The following is a 19,903-nucleotide window of genomic DNA, read 5'->3' on the forward strand; positions in this document are numbered from 1 at the left end:
TTTTCTGTATTTTTTATCAAAGGCTGCTTATCAAAGGCTGCTTATCAAAGGCTGCTTATCAAAGACTGCGCAATTAATGACGATATTGTTTTGACGCTTTAACAACATTGTCCATTTCATCAATGAGTTCTAATAATTCAGGCTCTATATCAATCATTGGCGTATTCGCTTTGAGTTCTGTTTCAATGGTATGACAGAGATATTTTAGACGTGGAACGCCACTATAAGCACAACTGCCATGTAATTTATGGATCGAAGGCCATAATTCAACTTGTTTACCATCCAGTGCTTCATTAACTAATAACTCCACTTCTGGCATGTAATCTAACAACATTTGTAACATATCACGGGCTAAATCTTCTTTTCCAGCCGCTTGTTTAAGAGCTAAAGACCAATCAAAACTAATACTATTATCAATGGTTGGTCGCCCATGTTGTTGTGATTGTAGCACTTCAGTTGTTGTTATTGGCTGAGGTATCAATCCGGTACCATGATGATCGGTTGGGGTGATCCATTTTGCTAGAATTTGTTGAAGGATATGCTCTTCAATCGGTTTGGTGAGGTAATCATCCATTCCAGCATCAATTAATCGTTCACGCTCTCCTGCCATCGCGTGTGCGGTAACAGCAATAATTGGCGTCTGATGATTAAGATCCGTTTTGTGTATTTCTTGGCAAGCAGTAACACCATCCATTTCAGGCATTTGGATATCCATAAAAATCAAATCAAATGCTTTTTGATGTGCGTACTCAACCGCTTTTTTACCACCAGTGGCAGTAATAACGGTTTCAACCCGCTCACCCAGTAATGCTGAAATTAATTTTAAGTTTGCTGGATTATCATCAACGGCCATTACTGTTAATGGTTGGATTGGTTCTGGTGGTGGCGCTAACACCGGTAATTCTGGCTCTTTTTTATCATCATAATTATCACATAACGCTTCAAATAATTTACGAGATGCAATAGGTTTTCCAAGACAGATCTCAACCCCAGTATTAGTGAGTTTTTCAGAGAGTGCGAGTTCGGTTGTTGGTAGACAAACTAAGACCTTATCGGCAATCTGTTCAGCTTTAAATACATGATTAAATAAGACTGCGGTCGGTGGTTGCTGGTGAGGTGATAAACATAATAAAGCAAAATCATGATGTTCAATATCATCAGGCATGGTTGAGCGATAAGTAACATGCACTCCTGCATTAATTAACCGTTGCTGTACGACAGATGCAGCTTGCATGTTAGGTTCAATTAACAGTAATTTTTTACCGATCAGTGATGAGGTATCTATCTGGTGCGATACGGGTAAATCAGTTTTATGCATACGAATGCTAAACCAGAAGGTAGAACCTTGATGGAGACGACTGGTTAAACTGACTTGTCCTCCCATTTGGCTGACCAGTTTCTGAGTGATCACTAAGCCTAACCCCGTACCACCATAACGGCGTGATATACTGGCATCGGCTTGGCTAAAGGCTTGGAAGAGCTGTGCTTGTTGACGTTCTGATATGCCAATGCCGGTATCACGCACCATAAACTGTAATTCAATATTATTATCATGCTCAGATTTGAGTTCGACAGAAACATCAATATTGCCTGTTTCGGTAAACTTAACCGCATTACCAATTAAGTTGGTGACGACTTGTTGAATACGCAGAGGATCACCAATTAAGCCTGGCGGAATGCGTGTGTCAATTTTAAGGGTTAATTCTAAGCCTTTTTCATGTGCACTTGGCGCAAGTAAACGCATAACATCATCAAGGGCATCAGAAAAATCAAACGGAATATTTTCTAGTAATAATTTACCCGCTTCTAATTTTGAAAAGTCTAAAATATCATTAATGATTGTCAGTAGATTATTGGCTGAATTCTCAATCGTCAGTAGATAATCTTGCTGGTTGGTATTGAGTTTGGTTTTAAGCATTTGACGGGTAAAGCCAATCACACCATTAAGCGGTGTCCGCAATTCGTGTGACATGTTGGCTAAGAATTCAGATTTAACCCGCGCAGCCTCTTGAGCCCGTTTTTTGGCAATATCTAACTCAACGTTTTGAATTTCAAGTTGCTCAAGAGTTTCACGTAAATCTGACGTTGCCTGATCAATGCTTTGTTGCATTTCAATATGGTATTCCGACAGTGAGATTGCCATTGCATTAATACCGTTTTTAAGAGTATCGAGTTCACCAAGAAGTTGACCTTCGATTCGAATATCAAGATGTCCGCGCCGAATTCTATCAACCACACTGATCATATGTGAGATTGGGCGGGTGACATCTTGCATTAGTCGGTAAGCAAATAGCGATGATAAGCTTAAGCCAAGTAACAATACCATTAAGGCGGTGAATACTTCTTGATATTGTTGTAATCGCAATGAGCTTAAATCGAGTTCAATTGCAATATAACCTAATGGTTTACCTAATACGCTAGTACTTGTATTCGTACCAAATTGGCCTTCAGTTAAAATGGGGGTGCGTAGAATGAGAGTATTATCATTAAGCTGAATATCAAGTAAGCGCGGGATTGGCTTGTTGTCTGGATACATAAAAGCAGCAAAATTACGGTGAAAATTAGAGGTCGCAAAAATTTTATTATGCTCCGTAAAAACAGCAATGCTTCGAATAATATCGGAATGTTTGCGATGGGTGTAGCCAATCAGACGCCGAATAGCCTCTCGATTTTTTTCGGTCATACCATATTCGGCCGAAATTGCTAACGGCTCGATGATACTCGTTCCTGTCGAAATCAATTGATGTTCGAGATCTTGATAGCGGCTCATGGTAAAAAAAGCGCTTAATAACAGGCCGATTATCAGTGTTGGTGCTAATGTCAGGGTAAAGACCCTGGCACGAAGTCCATATTTGGTCATGGTTCTCTTAATTACAAGCAAGCGATTCTGTGGGAGAATTAGCACCCATCTATATTCCTAGTGTAAATAAACTAGGGCTATGCAACAAATACTCAATGTCTGAACAGTGAGCAAAACACTATGGCACGCTTTTTTAAGCCTCAAAAACGTACAACTGACACCAAACATAAAGAAATTACGATTAGCCGTTTAGATCACCTCGGTGCCGGTATCGGTCATCTACAAGGTAAATCTGTCTTTGTTGATGGTTTACTTCCGACTGAAACTGCGGTGGTGCAGTTAACGGAAGATAAAAAAAATTACGCTCGTGCTAAAGTGATTAAACGCCTTTCAGACAGCAGTGCCCGTATTAAACCTCATTGTGCGATCTATGACCAGTGTGGCGGCTGTAATTTGCAGCATTTATCGCATCAAGGTCAAGTGGCTGCTAAACAGCAAGTACTGAGTGAATTGATGACAAAGTTTGCTGTTATTGATCAAGCTGATTGCGTTCAACAACCTCCGATCATCAGTGAATCACTGCATTACCGTCGTTGCGCTCGTTTTGCGGTTCGAGTTGAAAATAATGGACAGTTACAGTTTGGTTTTCGTAAAAAGCAAAGTAATGACATTGTTGATGTTAGCGTGTGTCCAGTATTGGCCCAGCCATTGAATGATCTGTTACCGCCATTACGTGAACTATTAAACAGTTTAAAAGGACGTCGATTTATTGGGCATATTGAATTAACCCATGCCGACAATGGTTGTGTGGTTCTTATTCGTCATCTTGCGCCTTTTAATGCCGATGATAGTGCACTGATTGATGCGTTCGCTATCCAACACAATGTAATGTTGTTTTTAGCACCAGAAACCGATGAACTAATTCAGCGTCATGGTGACCAACCTTATTATGGCATTGATGGTCTTAAATTGAGATTTTCACCAAAAGACTTTATTCAAGTAAATGGTGACGTAAACATTAAAATGGTCGCACAAGCAATCGAATGGCTTGATGTTCAGCCTCAAGATAGGGTGTTAGATTTATTCTGTGGTTTGGGGAACTTTAGTTTGCCATTAGCCCAGCGCGCAAAAGCGGTTGTTGGGGTTGAAGGCATTGACGATATGGTTTTACGTGCTACAGACAATGCTCAAGCAAATGCGCAATATAATGCCACTTTCTATCAGGCTGATTTAGAGCAAGACGTGACTAAATTAGTGTGGGCACAAGAGCAATTTGATAAGATTTTATTAGATCCTGCACGTGCTGGTGCCGCTGGAGTGATGGATCATGTGGTTAAGCTAGCACCGAATAAAGTCGTTTATGTGTCATGTAATCCAGCCACATTGGCTCGTGATAGCCAAGTATTACTGCAAAAAGGTTATCAGTTAGAGCGTCTTGGTATGTTGGATATGTTCCCACATACAGGACATTTAGAATCTATGGCATTATTTGTAAAGGTTCAGAAAAAGCAGAAAAAATAGTTATAGCAATGACTGCTATTGCCATTAAATAGAAAACAGGACAGAGACATGGTCGCAGTACGTGGAGCACATCTAAAAGAAAACACGATATTTGAGTTAGCCTCATGGGTCGAAAGTTTACGTTTGGATGCAAAAACGTTTGGACGTTTAGAAGGAGCTTATCTACGTTGTCAGGAACTGGTTGTTGATCAAGAAAACGGTACGTTGCTGTTATGGCGCGGGCGTGAAATGGTCGAGATTCTGGTGACGTTAAGCATGGACGCCGATACATTAATATCGGCAATGCTATATCCATTAGTTGAAGCGGGTTGTTATAGCCATGAGCAAGTAAAAGAAGATTACAACGGCACTATTCTGCATTTAGTAGAAGGTGTTGAGCAAATGTATGCGATCAGTCAGCTTAAATCGACCGCAGAAGAAGCCGCTCAATCAGCCCAAGTTGATAGCATTCGTCGAATGTTATTATCGATGGTTGATGATTTTCGCTGCGTGGTCATCAAATTGGCTGAACGTATTTGTAATTTACGTGAAGTTAAAAATGAGCCAGATGCTGTACGCCGCATCGCCGCCCAAGAGTGTGCCAATATTTATGCACCATTGGCAAACCGATTGGGTATTGGGCAGTTAAAATGGGAAATTGAAGATTATGCTTTCCGTTATCAACATCCCGAGATCTATAAGCAAATAGCGAAACAGCTTTCAGAGCGTCGCATTGATCGTGAAGGCTACATTACGCATTTTGTTGATGATTTATCAGATGCGATGCAAGCTTCAAATATTCGTGCTGAAGTGCAAGGACGCCCTAAGCATATTTACAGTATTTGGCGCAAAATGCAGAAGAAAAGCTTAGAGTTTGATGAGCTTTTTGATGTGCGGGCGGTACGAATTGTGGCTGAAGAGCTGCAAGATTGTTACGCTGCATTAGGGGTGGTACATACTAAATATCGTCATTTACCCAAAGAATTTGATGATTATGTCGCTAATCCTAAACCAAATGGTTATCAATCGATTCATACCGTAGTACTGGGTCCTGAAGGTAAGACCATTGAAATTCAGATCCGTACCAAGCAAATGCATGAAGAGTCAGAGCTAGGTGTTGCTGCGCACTGGAAATATAAGGAAGGTCCTGCAGCTTCTAGTGGCGCTCAGTCTGCGTATGATGAAAAAATCAATTGGTTACGCAAGTTACTGGTATGGCAGGAAGAAATGTCGGATTCTGGTGAGATGCTTGATGAGCTTCGTAGCCAAGTATTTGATGATCGTGTTTATGCGTTTACGCCTAAAGGTGATGTGGTTGATTTACCATCAAATGCAACCCCATTAGACTTTGCTTATCATATTCACTCAGAAGTCGGGCATCGTTGTATTGGAGCAAAAGTAGAAGGTCGAATTGTACCCTTTACTTACCATTTGCAAATGGGGGATCAGGTTGAAATTATTACCCAAAAAGAGCCGAATCCTTCTCGTGATTGGTTAAATCCAAATCAAGGTTTTGTAACATCTAGTCGTGCCCGTGCCAAGGTGCATGCTTGGTTCCGTAAGCAAGATCGCGATAAAAATATTATTGCAGGTAAAGAAATTCTTGAAGCGGAACTGAGTAAGATCCACGCAACCTTAAAAGATGCGCACTCTTATGCCAGTAAACGCTTTAATGTTAATTCACCAGAAGAGTTATATGCGGGAATTGGTAGTGGTGATTTGCGGATAAACCAAATAATCAACCACATTAATGCGCTAATTAACAAACCAACAGCAGAAGAAGAAGATCAGCAATTACTTGATAAGTTGTCAGAAGCAAGTGATAAAGCTTCTCATACGACGAAGAAACCGCGTCGTGATTCGGTTGTGGTTGAAGGGGTTGATAACTTAATGACCCACTTAGCACGTTGTTGTCAGCCTATCCCTGGTGATGATATTCAAGGCTTTGTTACTCAAGGGCGTGGTATTTCGGTGCACCGTCATGATTGTGAACAGCTAGAAGAGCTGCGTCATCATGCACCTGAACGTATTATTGATACGGTTTGGGGGAGCGGATTTATTGGTAACTATACCATTACTGTTCGTGTTACTGCGTCAGAGCGTAATGGTTTGTTAAAAGAACTCACCAATACGTTGATGAACGAGAAAGTTAAAGTTGCGGGCATGAAGAGTCGGGTTGATTATAAAAAACAAATGTCGATCATGGATTTTGAACTTGAGTTAACCGATCTTGATGTATTAGGCCGAGTGCTAAAACGCATTGAACAAGTAAAAGATGTTGCACAAGCTAAACGTTTATACAGTTAGTTATGATAGATAATATCGAATACAACAATAGGTAGCTTCGGCTACCTATTTTTTTATTTAAGGAGATAATAATGACCAATAAAACCACCCTTGATATCAACCATCTATTAACCATTATGGCGCAGTTGCGAGATCCACAAACGGGATGTCCGTGGGATCTTAAACAAGATTTTGATTCGATTGTTCCTTATACCATTGAAGAAGCCTATGAAGTTGCTGATGCGATTGAACAAAAAAATTGGATTGATGTAAAAGAAGAACTGGGTGATTTATTATTTCAAGTGGTGTTTTATAGTCAATTAGCGACAGAACAAGGCTTGTTTGATTTTGATGATGTGGTGGCGGGGATTAGTGAGAAATTAACGCGTCGCCATCCACATGTTTTTGGTGACGTTACATTAGCTGATGAAGCAGCGATTAAGCAAAATTGGGAAGCAGAAAAAGCCAAAGAGCGTGCTGATAAGGCACAAGATACCAGTTTACTTGCTAATATTCCTTTAGCATTACCAGCGCTTACTCGAGCCAATAAAATTCAACAACGCTGTGCAAGCCAAGGCTTTGATTGGGACACGTTAGGCCCAGTTGTTGATAAAGTGAAAGAAGAGTTAGATGAAGTAATGGATGAGGTTATTCAGACGCCTCAACAGCAAGCTAAAATAGCTGAAGAAATGGGTGATCTGTTATTTTCAGTGGTGAATCTAAGTCGCCATCTTGATGTCAAACCTGAACATGCATTACAACAGGCAAATAAAAAATTTGAGCGACGTTTTCGCCAAGTTGAAAAAAATGTGCTAGAACAAGGTAAGTCATTCGGTCAATGTTCACTAACTGAGCTAGATCGTGAGTGGGATCGCGTTAAACAACATGAACGCAAAAAATAATTATTCCCATTAGGGATTTTTATGCTATAAAAGTATAGTAACTTTACAGCGAAAAGTAGCGAAAAGGGGTGAAAATAGCGCACATATCACTTCCTTGATTTGAGACAAAAAAAATCTTATGGGTGTGTGATAGTTTTCACGTTGTGGCGATAAATGGTGTCTGGTATACTAATTTCCCGTCCAGATACACTTTATCCTCTACACCAATCTTCCAGGTTTAACATGACAACGAATTATATTTTTGTTACGGGCGGAGTAGTATCCTCTCTAGGTAAAGGCATTGCTGCAGCATCTTTGGCAGCTATTCTAGAAGCACGTGGTCTTAATGTGACCATGATGAAATTAGACCCTTACATTAACGTTGATCCAGGCACAATGAGCCCTACTCAGCACGGTGAAGTATTCGTTACGGAAGACGGTGCAGAGACTGATCTTGACTTAGGTCACTACGAGCGTTTCATTCGTACTAAAATGACAAAGCGTAATAACTTTACAGCTGGTCGTGTGTACGCAGACGTATTACGCAAAGAGCGTCGTGGTGATTACCTAGGTGCAACGATTCAGGTTATTCCACATATCACAAACGAAATTAAAGATCGTGTGATTGCTGGTGCTGCGGGTCATGATATCGCGATTGTTGAAGTCGGCGGTACAGTTGGTGATATTGAATCACTACCATTTATGGAAGCTATTCGTCAGTTAGCAGTTCAACAAGGCCGTGAAAACACCATGTTTATGCACTTGACGCTAGTTCCTTACCTTGCTGCTGCTGGTGAAGTAAAAACTAAGCCAACGCAACACTCAGTAAAAGAATTACTTTCTATCGGTATTCAACCTGATATTTTGGTTTGCCGTAGTGATCGTGTTATTCCTGCTAACGAGCGCGCAAAAATTGCGTTGTTCTGTAATGTGCAAGAAAAAGCGGTTATCTCAATGAAAGACGTAGATTCAATCTACAAAATCCCACAGCTTATTAAGGCACAAGGTCTTGATGACTTAGTATGTAAGCGTTTTGGTATTACTGCACCAGAAGCTGATTTATCGGAGTGGGAACAAGTTATTTATGAAGAAGCTAACCCGACAACTGAAGTAACAATTGGTCTGGTTGGTAAGTATATTGAACTGCCTGATGCATACAAATCAGTTAACGAAGCGCTTAAACACGCGGGTTTAAAAAATCGTATAGCAGTACACATTAAATATATTGATTCTCAAGATGTTGAGTCTAAAGGTACTGATGTACTTGCAGGTCTTGATGCAATCTTAGTACCTGGCGGCTTTGGTCACCGTGGTATTGAAGGTAAAATTCTGACTGCTCAATATGCGCGTGAAAACAAAATCCCTTATTTAGGTATTTGTTTAGGTATGCAAGTCGCATTAATTGAATTTGCACGTAATGTAGCAAACATGGCGGATGCACACTCAACAGAATTTAACGCTGAAACTAAGCACCCAGTGGTTGGCTTAATCACTGAGTGGGTTGATAGCGAAGGTAATGTAGAAGAGCGTACTGAAAAGTCTGATCTAGGTGGCACCATGCGCCTTGGTTCTCAGTTATGTCATCTTCAAGATGGTTCAAAAGCACGTGAATTGTATGCACAAGCGTCAATCCATGAGCGTCACCGTCACCGTTACGAAGTAAATAACAACTTGCTACCTAAGTTACAGAAAGCGGGTCTGAAAGTATCAGGTCTGTCTGCTGACAAGAAGCTAGTTGAAATTATTGAAATTCCGAATCACCCTTGGTTCGTTGCTGCACAGTTCCACCCAGAATTCACATCAACACCTCGTGATGGTCACCCATTATTTGAAGGTTTTGTTAAAGCTGCGGGTATTTATCACCGCGGTGAATCTGATAAGTAAGGATTACTGATAGCTGTAGCAGTTATCGCTGCAGCTATTTTATTTAGCTTTTAATTTGAAGATAAAGCAGAGGAAACACAATGTCTAAGATCGTTAAAGTTCTAGCTCGTGAAATCATTGACTCACGTGGCAACCCAACAATTGAAGCTGAAGTTCACCTAGAAGGTGGTTTCGTTGGTATGGCTGCTGCACCGTCTGGTGCTTCTACGGGTTCTCGTGAAGCTCTTGAGCTTCGTGATGGCGATAAATCTCGTTTCCTAGGTAAAGGTGTTCTTAAAGCTGTTGCTGCTGCAAACGGTCCTATCGCTGAAGTACTAATGGGTAAAGACGCGACTGATCAAGCTGCAATCGACCAACTAATGATCGACCTTGATGGTACTGAAAACAAATCTAACTTTGGTGCTAACGCAATCCTAGCTGTTTCTCTAGCGAACGCAAAAGCAGCTGCTGCATCTAAAGGCATGCCTTTATATGAGCACATTGCTGAGCTAAACGGTACTGCAGGTCAGTTCTCTATGCCTCTACCTATGATGAACATCATCAATGGTGGTGAGCACGCAGATAACACTGTTGATATTCAAGAGTTCATGATTCAGCCTGTAGGTGCTAAAACACTTCGTGAAGCTGTACGTATGGGTTCTGAAGTATTCCACAGCCTAGCTAAAGTTCTTAAGTCTAAGGGCATGAGCACAGCTGTTGGTGATGAAGGTGGTTTCGCGCCAAACCTTGAGTCAAACGAAGCTGCTCTTAAAGCAATTCAAGAAGCTGTTGAAGCTGCAGGTTACGAGCTAGGTACAGATATTACTCTAGCTATGGACTGTGCTGCTTCTGAGTTCTACAACAAAGAACAAGGCATCTACGACCTTAAAGGTGAAGGTAAGCAATTCACTTCAGAAGAGTTTAACTACTTCCTGAAAGATCTTACTGAGAAGTTCCCAGCTATCGTTTCTATCGAAGATGGTCTAGACGAATCAGATTGGGCTGGCTTCAAGCACCAAACTGAACTACTAGGTGACAAGATTCAACTAGTAGGTGACGATCTATTCGTTACAAACACTAAGATTTTCGCTGAAGGTATTGAGAAAGGCATCACTAACTCAATCCTAATCAAGCTTAACCAAATCGGTTCTCTAACTGAAACTTTAGCTGCAATCAAGATGGCTAAAGATGCTGGTTACACTGCTGTTATCTCTCACCGTTCAGGCGAGACAGAAGACGCAACTATCGCAGATCTAGCGGTAGGTACAGCTGCAGGTCAAATCAAAACTGGTTCTATGAGCCGTTCTGACCGTGTTGCTAAGTACAACCAACTTATCCGTATCGAAGAAGCACTAGGTGAACGTGCTGCTTTCAACGGTCTTAAAGAAGTTAAAGGTCAAGCTTAATTCTTTTAAGCTTATCATTGAGCTTGCTCAATGTGCCTAAATCAAACCGTCTCTTAGGAGGCGGTTTTTTTTGGTAAAAAGTAATGGTGCTACACATATGACTAAAAAATAGTTTTTGTTTGATTTAACAGCAAAATTGACACTCAACTAGCACTGTATTAACTCTATGGCCATAATGGTGGTCACAATAAGCTGATTATGGGATTATTACGCTTTCGCAACATACATTCCAATGATTCGTCGTTAACGATTGATTGGAATGTATATTGTTGATATTGACATCTACACTCATTTTGAAGGGGAATCATGCGTCTGTTTATCATTATCCTGCTAGTGATTTTAGCTTGGCTGCAGTACGATTTTTGGGACGGTAAAAACGGTATGAATGAATATACCGCAGTAAAAGAAAGCGTTGCTTTACAGCAGGCCGCTAATACTGAATTACAACAGCGAAATCAACAAATGTACGCAGAAATTAAAGATCTTCATGGCGGTAAAGAAGCTGTAGAAGAGCGTGCGCGTAATGATTTAGGTTTAATTAAACCGGGTGAAACTTTTGTTCGAGTGCTAGATGATAATAACTAACCGTAGCGCTTTTTGTGGTGAGTAATAGAGCTAATGATCGCTGAAGAATTTATTGCCGTAGTGCCTGCGGCAGGGGTGGGTAGCCGAATGGCTGCTGATCGTCCAAAGCAATATCTCCATATTGCAGGTAAAACGATTTTAGAGCATACCGTTGATCGGCTATTGAGTTTGCCTGAAATCACACGAGTAATAATTGCAGTTAGTGCCGATGATCCTTATTTTCCGCAGTTACCATTAGCAACTGATTCACGGATCACTGTGGTCGATGGTGGTGCTGAACGAGCTGATTCCGTATTTGCAGGGTTAGCAGCGATTGATAATAACAATGCGTGGGTATTAGTGCATGATGCTGCTCGACCGTGTGTTAGGTTAACTGATTTACAAGCACTAATAATCGCAGCGGTGAATAGTGATTGCGGGGCAATTTTAGCTTCGCCTGTACGTGACACCATGAAACGTAGTCATAATAAATCAGCGCAACCTCAGATCACTCATACTGTCGATCGAGATAATTTATGGCATGCGTTAACACCACAAATGTTTCGAGTTGGGCAGCTACGTGAAGCATTAACATCAGCATTAGCGCAAGGTGCGACAATTACCGACGAAGCATCGGCACTCGAATTTTGTGGTTACACACCACAACTCGTCGCAGGGCGCAGCGATAATCTCAAGGTGACACAGCCAGAAGATTTAGCCTTGGCTGAGTTTTATCTTCAACTTTTATTAAAGGAACAACATTAATGCGTATTGGTCATGGGTTTGATGTGCATAAATTTGGTGGTGCGGGTCCGGTTATTATTGGTGGCGTCGCTGTTCCTTATGAACAAGGTTTAATTGCACACTCTGATGGTGATGTTGCTCTGCATGCTGTTTGTGATGCGTTGTTAGGAGCAATTGGTGCGGGTGATATTGGGCGTCATTTCCCTGATACTGATGCTGAATGGGCCGGTGTAGATAGTCGATTTTTATTACGTGATGTCTATAACAAGGTTAAGACAATGGGTTATTGTCTTGGTAATCTGGATGTCACTATTATTGCCCAAGCTCCCAAAATGGCGCCTCACATCACGGCGATGTGTCAAGCCATTGCTGACGATCTGGAAACAGATATCGCCAATATTAATGTTAAAGCAACCACATCTGAACGGTTAGGTTTTACTGGACGTAAAGAAGGTATTGCTTGTGAAGCCGTTGTTTTAATTAAAAAGGTATAATGACATTATGTCGACAAATAACATCTCAGCAAACGTAATGGATTGTTTTAAGTGGCTTCATGAACAGCCTATTTGCCATGGAAATATAAAGGCAAACCCACAAGATTTTATCGTTAACGAGCAGCTAGGTTTTACCTTTTCAGGTACTGGTGAGCACTTAATGGTTAAAATTCGTAAAACAGGCGAAAATACTAAATATGTGGTTAATGAGCTAGCTAAAGCTTGTGGTGTAAAGTCGCGCGATGTGAGTTGGGCAGGTCTTAAAGATCGTCATGCCGTTACAGAGCAATGGATAAGTGTTCATTTACCCGGTAAAGCTGATCCCGATTTAACCCTGTTTGAAGCAGAGCATCCTGGCATTGAGATCCTTGAAATGACCCGTAATGATAAAAAATTACGTCCGGGTGACTTACAAGGCAACTGGTTCCAATTACGCTTAACTGATTTAGATCAGCCACAAGCATTAGCTGAACGTTTAGAGTTAGTTAAACAGCAAGGTGTTGCGAACTACTTTGGTCAACAACGTTTTGGTTATGGTGGCAATAACGTCATTAAAGCCCGTGCTTGGGGCAATAATGAATTCCGCGTTCGTGATAAGAGTAAGCGTAGTTTTTACTTATCAGCTGCACGTTCATGGATGTTTAACCAAGTATTATCTGCGCGTATTGAACAAAATCTTACTCGTGAAATAATGGTGGGTGATTGCCTACAAGCGGCAGGTGATGATCGTACCTTTATCGCCGATGTTGTTACTCCTGAATTACAACAACAAGTAATGCTAGGTGACGTTGCAATTACAGGCCCACTGTTAGGTGATAATGCTTTACCGACAGCAGCTGATGCCCAAGCATTTGAATTAGCAATTGTTGAGCAAGAGCCAGCACTTGTGGCGTTAGTGCGTGATAATCGTATGCGTCATGATCGTCGTCCTTTATTATTATTGCCACAGGATATGCAATGGCAGTTTGATGATAATGGCGTGATCCTTTCTTTTGCCTTACCTGCTGGTAGTTTTGCGACGTCGGTTGTGCGTGAGTTAATCATGCCACTAGACTCCGAAGGTATGAATGATGAGAATACTGATCAGCAATGATGATGGTATTTTTGCTGAAGGTATTAATACGTTAGCTAAGGTCTTAAGTGAGCTTGGTGAAGTAACGGTAGTCGCCCCGGATCGTAATCGATCTGGGGCATCCAATTCGTTAACGATTGATTACCCGCTGCGTATTCGTCAGCAAAAAGACAATAGAGTTGCGGTACAAGGTACACCTGTCGATTGTGTCCATTTTGCACTCACTGAATGGTTAGATGCGTTGCCCGATGTAGTGGTAACGGGGATTAATCATGGTGCGAATTTAGGTGATGATGTGCTGTATTCTGGTACTGTTGCTGCTGCGACCGAAGGTTATTTCCTCGGTGTGCCAGCCATTGCTGTATCGTTAGTGGGTGAGACCCATTTTGATACCGCAGCCCGAGTCGTAAAGATCATCATTGAAAAAATGGTTATGCAGCCATTATCTACTCAAAAAATTATTAATGTTAATGTGCCTGATGTACCGTTTGAGCAATTGAATGGATGGAAAATAACCCGTTTAGGTGCGCGGCATCGTGCTGTTAGTATGATCAAAAAAACTGATCCGCGGGGTAATCCCTTATATTGGTTAGGACCTCCGGGTGATACACAAGATGCCGCAGAAGGTACTGATTTTTTTGCGATTGAACACGGAGAAGTCTCAATTACTCCGTTACAAGTCGACCTGACTGCGCATGATGCCATAGCCGGGCTAGAAAGCTGGATGCATGCGGTGGAGATTCGATAACTATGCGTTATCAGAGGCAAGTTGATAAATTAATTGCGTTATTAGTCAATCGAGGTATTACCGATCAGCGAGTGCTGCAAGCAATTGCTGCGATACCACGCCAATTTTTTATTGATGAAGCATTTTCTTATCAAGCGTATGAGAATAATGCGTTACCAATAGGCAGTGGACAGACGATTTCACAACCTTACATTGTTGCAAAAATGACATCGCTATTGGCGTTAACACCACAATCTTCAGTATTGGAAATTGGTACTGGATCGGGTTATCAAGCGTCAGTGTTAGCGCAATTGGCTGACCATGTTTACTCTGTTGAGCGAATTAAAGGTCTGCAATGGCAAGCAAAACGACGTTTTAAAAAATTAGAATTATATAATATTTCAACTAAACATGGTGATGGATGGCATGGTTGGGAAAGTAAAGGCCCATTTGATGCTATTATTGTCACCGCTGCGCCGAGTGAGGTTCCCCAGAGCCTATTAACTCAACTGGCTGATGGCGGAAGATTAATATTACCCGTAGGGTATTCAGAACAAGTGTTAAAGTTGATTGTTCGCACTGGCGATCAGTTTATTGAAACGGATATCGAACCTGTTAAATTTGTGCCATTAGTGGCTGGAGATTTGGCGTAAACTATGAGTATTGAGCGTATGATGAAAAAAATAATTCAACCTTCTTTGCTAGCAGCCACCTGTGTGGTGCTGTTATCTGCATGTAGTAGTCATACGCCTGCGCCAGTTTCAAATCTTGGTAAAGATTATTCACAACTGCAACGTGGCAGCTTTCATGGTCGTCATTACACTGTTCAAAAAGGAGATACGCTGTATTTTATCTCTTATATGACAGGGCGTGATGTTAAAGATATCGTTAAGCTAAACCGTTTACCTTATCCTTATACTATTTATCCGGGACAAAGGCTGGCGATTCCAACGTCGAATAATCAAGTACGTACTAATAACGTTGTTGTAACACCAATAGTTGCACCATTAGCAACGGAAACAGTAACCCAGACGGTAACTAAACCGGCGATTAAAAAGCCAGCAGCACAAAAAACAACCAATAAACCAGTTGCTAAGCCAGAAGTAAAAGAGTACTCTGAGAAAACAAAAGTTAACAAACCTGTAACAAATAAGCCTGTTGTAACTAAACCTGCAGTAACTAAACCTACTGCTGTACATGATTCAAGTTCAGATTGGGCTTGGCCTGTAAAAGGTAAAGTAATTGCTAGATTCTCAAATGCAGATAATGGCAATAAAGGTATAGATATTACGGCTGCTCGTGGTACTCCAATTCGAGCAACCGCTGCTGGTAAAGTAGTGTATGCAGGTGATGCCTTACGAGGCTATGGTAACTTGGTGATAATTAAGCACAGTGAAGATTACCTTAGTGCTTATGCGCACAACGATAAGATCTTACTGAAAGAGCAACAATCTGTTAAAGCAGGTCAGGAAATCGCGACGATGGGGAGCTCTGGTGCATCAAGTGTAAGACTGCATTTTGAAATCCGCTATAAAGGAAAGTCTGTCGATCCAATGCGCTTTCTTTCTAAGTAGTTCGTCATAATAAAAACAGAGAAAACGTATAAATTAGAGATGACATCATGAAGTTGTAATGTCTTTAACTCGCCATCTGGGAGGCGCTATGAGTAGAAGCAGCACAGCCAAAAAACTTGAATCATTGACATTAGATGACAGCATTGAACTTAATAGTTTAGTGACGCCCACTGATAATAATTCTGATACGTCAGCATCGTCAGAAACTGCTGATATCTCCAAATATGAGACCAACACTAAAGCACTTGATGCAACCCAGCTTTATCTTGGCGAAATTGGATATTCACCTTTACTTACCGCTGAAGAAGAAGTGTTGTATGCCCGTCGTGCATTGCGAGGCGATGACGTTTCACGCAAACGGATGATTGAAAGTAATCTTCGATTAGTTGTGAAAATATCACGTCGTTATAGTAATCGTGGTTTAGCCTTACTTGATCTGGTTGAAGAAGGTAATTTAGGGCTTATTCGTGCAGTTGAAAAGTTTGATCCTGAACGTGGCTTCCGTTTTTCAACTTATGCGACATGGTGGATCCGTCAAACCATTGAACGGGCGATCATGAACCAAACTCGTACTATTCGCTTACCGATCCATGTAGTGAAAGAGCTTAATGTGTATTTACGTACCGCACGTGAATTAGCGCAAAAACTGGATCATGAACCTACTGCTGAAGATATTGCACTGCAACTTGAAAAATCCGTTGATGACGTCAATCGCATGTTGCGTCTTAATGAACGTGTGAGTTCAGTTGATAACCCGATTGGTGGTGATTCTGATAAAGCTTTATTAGATATCATTCCTGATGAAAAAGGGGGTAGCCCTGAAACATCAACTCAAGATGATGATATCAAAAATTCGATTGTTCATTGGTTGCAAGATCTAAACCCAAAACAGCGTGAAGTATTAGCGCGTCGATTTGGTCTATTAGGTTATGAAGCATCAACACTGGAAGATGTTGGTCGTGAAATTGGCTTAACCCGTGAGCGTGTTCGCCAGATTCAAGTTGAAGGTCTACGTCGTTTACGCGACATGCTAACCCACCAAGGGTTAAGTATTGAATCTTTGTTTAATCAAGAAGCTTAATCAAGAAGATTAGCTAACAACTACCCTGTTAAATATCAATGCTCGCGGTCTTTTTTGAAGTTACTTTTTCGTGAGCAAAATATTACAATCAATAAAAAAGGACGCTGAGGCGTCCTTTTTTTATAAGCTTAAAATGTGATATTTATTACTAGCGATTAGTGTATTAACGCTTTAAGGCGATACAGTTCATCTAATGCTTGGCGAGGGGTTAACTCATCAGGGTTAACATTTGCTAATGCTTCTTCGACTTCACTTGGCTCTGGGATTAAACTTAGCTGATGCTCTTCTCGTGGTGGTTGTCCTGCAACAACTGGCTGTTGAGCTTGTTGATGACCAAGTGCCTCTAACTGCTTAAGCTTAATTTTAGCGCGCTTAATAACCGCTTTTGGCACGCCAGCAAGACTAGCAACGGCTAGACCGTATGACTTACTTGCGGCACCATCTTGAACGCTATGCATGAACGCAATGTTATCACCATGCTCAATTGCATCAAGGTGAACATTTGCTAATCCAGAGAGCAGTGATGGCAGTTCAGTTAATTCAAAGTAGTGGGTAGCGAACAGTGTCATGGCGGCAATTTTATCTGCTAGCCATTCAGCACTTGCCCACGCTAGAGATAAACCATCATAGGTGCTGGTGCCACGACCAATTTCATCCATTAACACTAAGCTATGTTTGGTTGCATTGTGAAGAATATTGGCGGTTTCGGTCATTTCGACCATAAAGGTTGAACGTCCAGACGCAAGATCATCTGATGCACCAATACGAGTAAAAATACGATCGAGTGGGCCAATCGTTACCGCTTCTGCTGGCACAAATGAACCGACATGTGCCATTAATGCAATCAGCGCTGTTTGACGCATATAAGTTGATTTACCACCCATATTAGGACCGGTAATGATCAGCATACGGCGATCTTGATGTAACGCAATAGGGTTTGCAATAAATGGTTCACTTAACACTTGTTCAACCACTGGGTGACGACCCGCAGTAATATTAATGCCAGTGGTGGTGGTTAATTGTGGGCGGCAGTAATTTAAGCTGTCAGCACGCTCTGCTAAATTAGTTAATACATCTAATTCAGATAATGCATTTGCTGCTAACTGTAATCGTTCTAAATGCGGTAAGAGTTGATCAAATAACTCATCCCATAGTTTTTTCTCAAGAGCTAAGGCTTTTGATTTTGAATTTAGAACCTTATCTTCATGTTCTTTTAATTCAGGAATGATATAGCGTTCAGCATTTTTTAAGGTTTGACGACGAATATAGTGCTCAGGGACTAAGTGACTTTGACCGCGGCTAACTTGAATAAAGAAACCATGAACCTGATTGAAACCAACCTTAAGGCTATCGATATCATGACGTTCACGTTCACGATCTTCAAGATCGGTTAAATATTGTTTAGCGCCATCGGCTAAATCACGCCATTCATCCAATTCTGCATTATAGCCAGGGGCTAAGACGCCGCCATCACGAATAATCACTGGTGGGTTTTCAATGATTGCATGTTCAAGTAATTGGCATAGATCATCCATCGGTGCTGAATGTTGAGCTAATTCACCAATTCGAGGTTGTGGAATTTCAGCTAATAATTGCGCTAATTCAGGTAAATATTGCATGGCGTTACGCATACGCGCTAAATCACGCGGTCGAGCTGAGCGTAATGCTAATCGAGCGACAATACGCTCTAAATCACCCATATGACGTAAGACACCTGCAACATCAACGAACATACCGCTATCTTTAAATGTTTCAATGGCATTTAAACGGTTATTTAATTGGTGTTGATCGCGAATCGGTTGGTGCAGCCAGCGTTTAAGTAAACGGCTGCCCATTGGGGTTGCAGTGTGATCCAATACTTCTGCAAGCGTGTTATCAAAACCACCGGCTAAGTTTTGGGTTAATTCTAAATTACGACGAGTGGCTGCATCTAAAATTACCGCGTGATCTTGAGTGTCTAAGGTGATTGCACGAATATGCGGTAGGGCGGTACGTTGAGTGTCTTTGACATATTGCATTAAACAACCTGCGGCACATAAGCCAAGGTTTGCTTTCTCAACGCCAAACCCCACTAAATCACGAGTACCAAATTGTAATGTCAGTTGTTGACGCGCGGTTTCAAGTTCAAATTCCCAAATTGGACGACGGCGTTTACCTTTGAACGGTTCAACTAAATGCAAGTAAGTGAAATCTTCTGGGTAGAGTAATTCCGCAGGGCTAGTGCGTTGCAATTCCGCTTGCATTTCTTCTTCTGTCGTCGGCTCAGTTAGCATGAAACGGCCAGAGGTAATATCAAGCGTTGCATAGCCAAATTTATTATTGGCAGTATAGATAGCGGCAATTAAGTTATCGCGACGTTCGTTAAGCAGCGCCTCATCACTAACAGTACCTGGTGTGATGATACGCACAACTTTTCGTTCAACCGGACCTTTGCTGGTAGCGGGATCGCCAATCTGTTCACAGATAGCAACTGATACGCCTTGTTGAACTAATTTAGCCAAGTAACCTTCAGCGGCATGGTGAGGAATACCAGCCATTGGAATGGGTTCACCGTTGGTCGCGCCACGTTTTGTCAGAGAGATATCAAGTAATTGCGAGGCTCGCTTGGCATCATCAAAAAACATCTCATAGAAGTCGCCCATGCGGTAGAACAATAAAATATCAGGGTTTTCAGCTTTGATCCGAAGGAACTGCTGCATCATAGGAGTATGTTTTTCTAAGCCTTTTATCGTCACGATATTGCCTACTCTTGCTGGTTCAACGTCGGCTACTTAAGGTAGCTCGACCAATAAAATAATAGGGTCTAAGGATACGTGAATAGGTGGATCGGGCAAAGTAGCCATTGGACTTTTTTTCTCATCTTTGCAATAACGAGTAACAGGCGTAAAGTTAGCTCTGATACTGCTATGTA

General features: G+C 41.4%; 15 protein-coding genes. 13 read left to right on the top strand and 2 right to left on the bottom strand.

Annotated elements, in window-relative coordinates; genetic code table 11:
• Positions 1-73 precede the first annotated feature (73 nt).
• On the bottom strand, positions 74-2,860 hold the full coding sequence (barA, locus tag OC457_RS02525) for a two-component sensor histidine kinase BarA (protein WP_080175387.1): 2,787 nt from the start codon (positions 2,858-2,860) through the stop codon (positions 74-76).
• Positions 2,861-2,980: 120 nt separating this feature from the next.
• On the opposite strand from barA, the gene rlmD reads away from it, so the two are divergent.
• From rlmD to rpoS, 13 genes are all read left to right on the top strand, one after another.
• Positions 2,981-4,321, top strand: coding sequence for a 23S rRNA (uracil(1939)-C(5))-methyltransferase RlmD (gene rlmD, locus OC457_RS02530; protein WP_080175386.1), 1,341 nt, complete (start codon positions 2,981-2,983; stop codon positions 4,319-4,321).
• A 48-nt stretch (positions 4,322-4,369) separates the two neighbouring features.
• Positions 4,370-6,607 carry a GTP diphosphokinase gene (gene relA, locus OC457_RS02535; protein ID WP_080175385.1) on the top strand — a complete coding sequence of 746 codons (2,238 nt, stop codon included), beginning with the start codon at positions 4,370-4,372 and terminating at the stop codon, positions 6,605-6,607.
• Positions 6,608-6,678: 71 nt separating this feature from the next.
• Positions 6,679-7,488 (top strand): nucleoside triphosphate pyrophosphohydrolase, encoded by an 810-nt coding sequence (gene mazG / locus OC457_RS02540; RefSeq protein WP_080175384.1) that lies wholly within the window; start codon positions 6,679-6,681, stop codon positions 7,486-7,488.
• A gap of 222 nt (positions 7,489-7,710) precedes the next feature.
• Complete coding sequence (locus OC457_RS02545) at positions 7,711-9,351, top strand: CTP synthase (protein ID WP_080175383.1); 1,641 nt, start codon at positions 7,711-7,713, stop codon at positions 9,349-9,351.
• 80 nt (positions 9,352-9,431) lie between these two features.
• Positions 9,432-10,736, top strand: a complete 1,305-nt coding sequence (eno, locus tag OC457_RS02550) for a phosphopyruvate hydratase (protein ID WP_080158207.1) — start codon at positions 9,432-9,434, stop codon at positions 10,734-10,736.
• A 306-nt stretch (positions 10,737-11,042) separates the two neighbouring features.
• Entirely contained in the window at positions 11,043-11,321 is a 279-nt protein-coding gene (gene ftsB, locus OC457_RS02555) for a cell division protein FtsB (protein WP_080175382.1), read from the top strand.
• Positions 11,322-11,354: 33 nt separating this feature from the next.
• Positions 11,355-12,065, top strand: coding sequence for a 2-C-methyl-D-erythritol 4-phosphate cytidylyltransferase (gene ispD / locus OC457_RS02560; protein ID WP_210436094.1), 711 nt, complete (start codon positions 11,355-11,357; stop codon positions 12,063-12,065).
• Positions 12,065-12,538, top strand: coding sequence for a 2-C-methyl-D-erythritol 2,4-cyclodiphosphate synthase (ispF, locus tag OC457_RS02565; RefSeq protein ID WP_080175381.1), 474 nt, complete (start codon positions 12,065-12,067; stop codon positions 12,536-12,538). The genes ispD and ispF overlap by 1 nt, the downstream gene beginning before the upstream one ends.
• A gap of 37 nt (positions 12,539-12,575) precedes the next feature.
• Positions 12,576-13,631: a tRNA pseudouridine(13) synthase TruD gene (gene truD / locus OC457_RS02570; RefSeq protein WP_080175428.1), complete on the top strand. Its 1,056-nt coding sequence runs from the start codon at positions 12,576-12,578 to the stop codon at positions 13,629-13,631.
• Entirely contained in the window at positions 13,609-14,358 is a 750-nt protein-coding gene (gene surE / locus OC457_RS02575; RefSeq protein ID WP_080175380.1) for a 5'/3'-nucleotidase SurE, read from the top strand. Before truD ends, surE begins: the two co-directional genes overlap by 23 nt.
• 2 nt (positions 14,359-14,360) lie before the next feature.
• Positions 14,361-14,990, top strand: a complete 630-nt coding sequence (locus tag OC457_RS02580) for a protein-L-isoaspartate(D-aspartate) O-methyltransferase (protein ID WP_080175379.1) — start codon at positions 14,361-14,363, stop codon at positions 14,988-14,990.
• A gap of 18 nt (positions 14,991-15,008) precedes the next feature.
• A complete protein-coding gene (locus OC457_RS02585; protein ID WP_162494727.1) occupies positions 15,009-15,911 on the top strand; it encodes a peptidoglycan DD-metalloendopeptidase family protein in 903 nt (300 codons plus the stop codon).
• An 88-nt stretch (positions 15,912-15,999) separates the two neighbouring features.
• On the top strand, positions 16,000-16,992 hold the full coding sequence (gene rpoS, locus OC457_RS02590; RefSeq protein ID WP_080175378.1) for an RNA polymerase sigma factor RpoS: 993 nt from the start codon (positions 16,000-16,002) through the stop codon (positions 16,990-16,992).
• 155 nt (positions 16,993-17,147) lie between these two features.
• On the opposite strand, the gene mutS is transcribed toward rpoS, so the two are convergent.
• The gene (gene mutS / locus OC457_RS02595) at positions 17,148-19,727 is read right to left on the bottom strand and encodes a DNA mismatch repair protein MutS (protein WP_080175377.1); all 2,580 of its coding nucleotides are present in this window, start codon (positions 19,725-19,727) and stop codon (positions 17,148-17,150) included.
• Positions 19,728-19,903: the final 176 nt, after the last annotated feature.

Origin of the sequence: Photobacterium toruni (assembly GCF_024529955.1) — a bacterium.
In the GTDB taxonomy this organism is placed as follows: domain Bacteria; phylum Pseudomonadota; class Gammaproteobacteria; order Enterobacterales; family Vibrionaceae; genus Photobacterium; species Photobacterium toruni.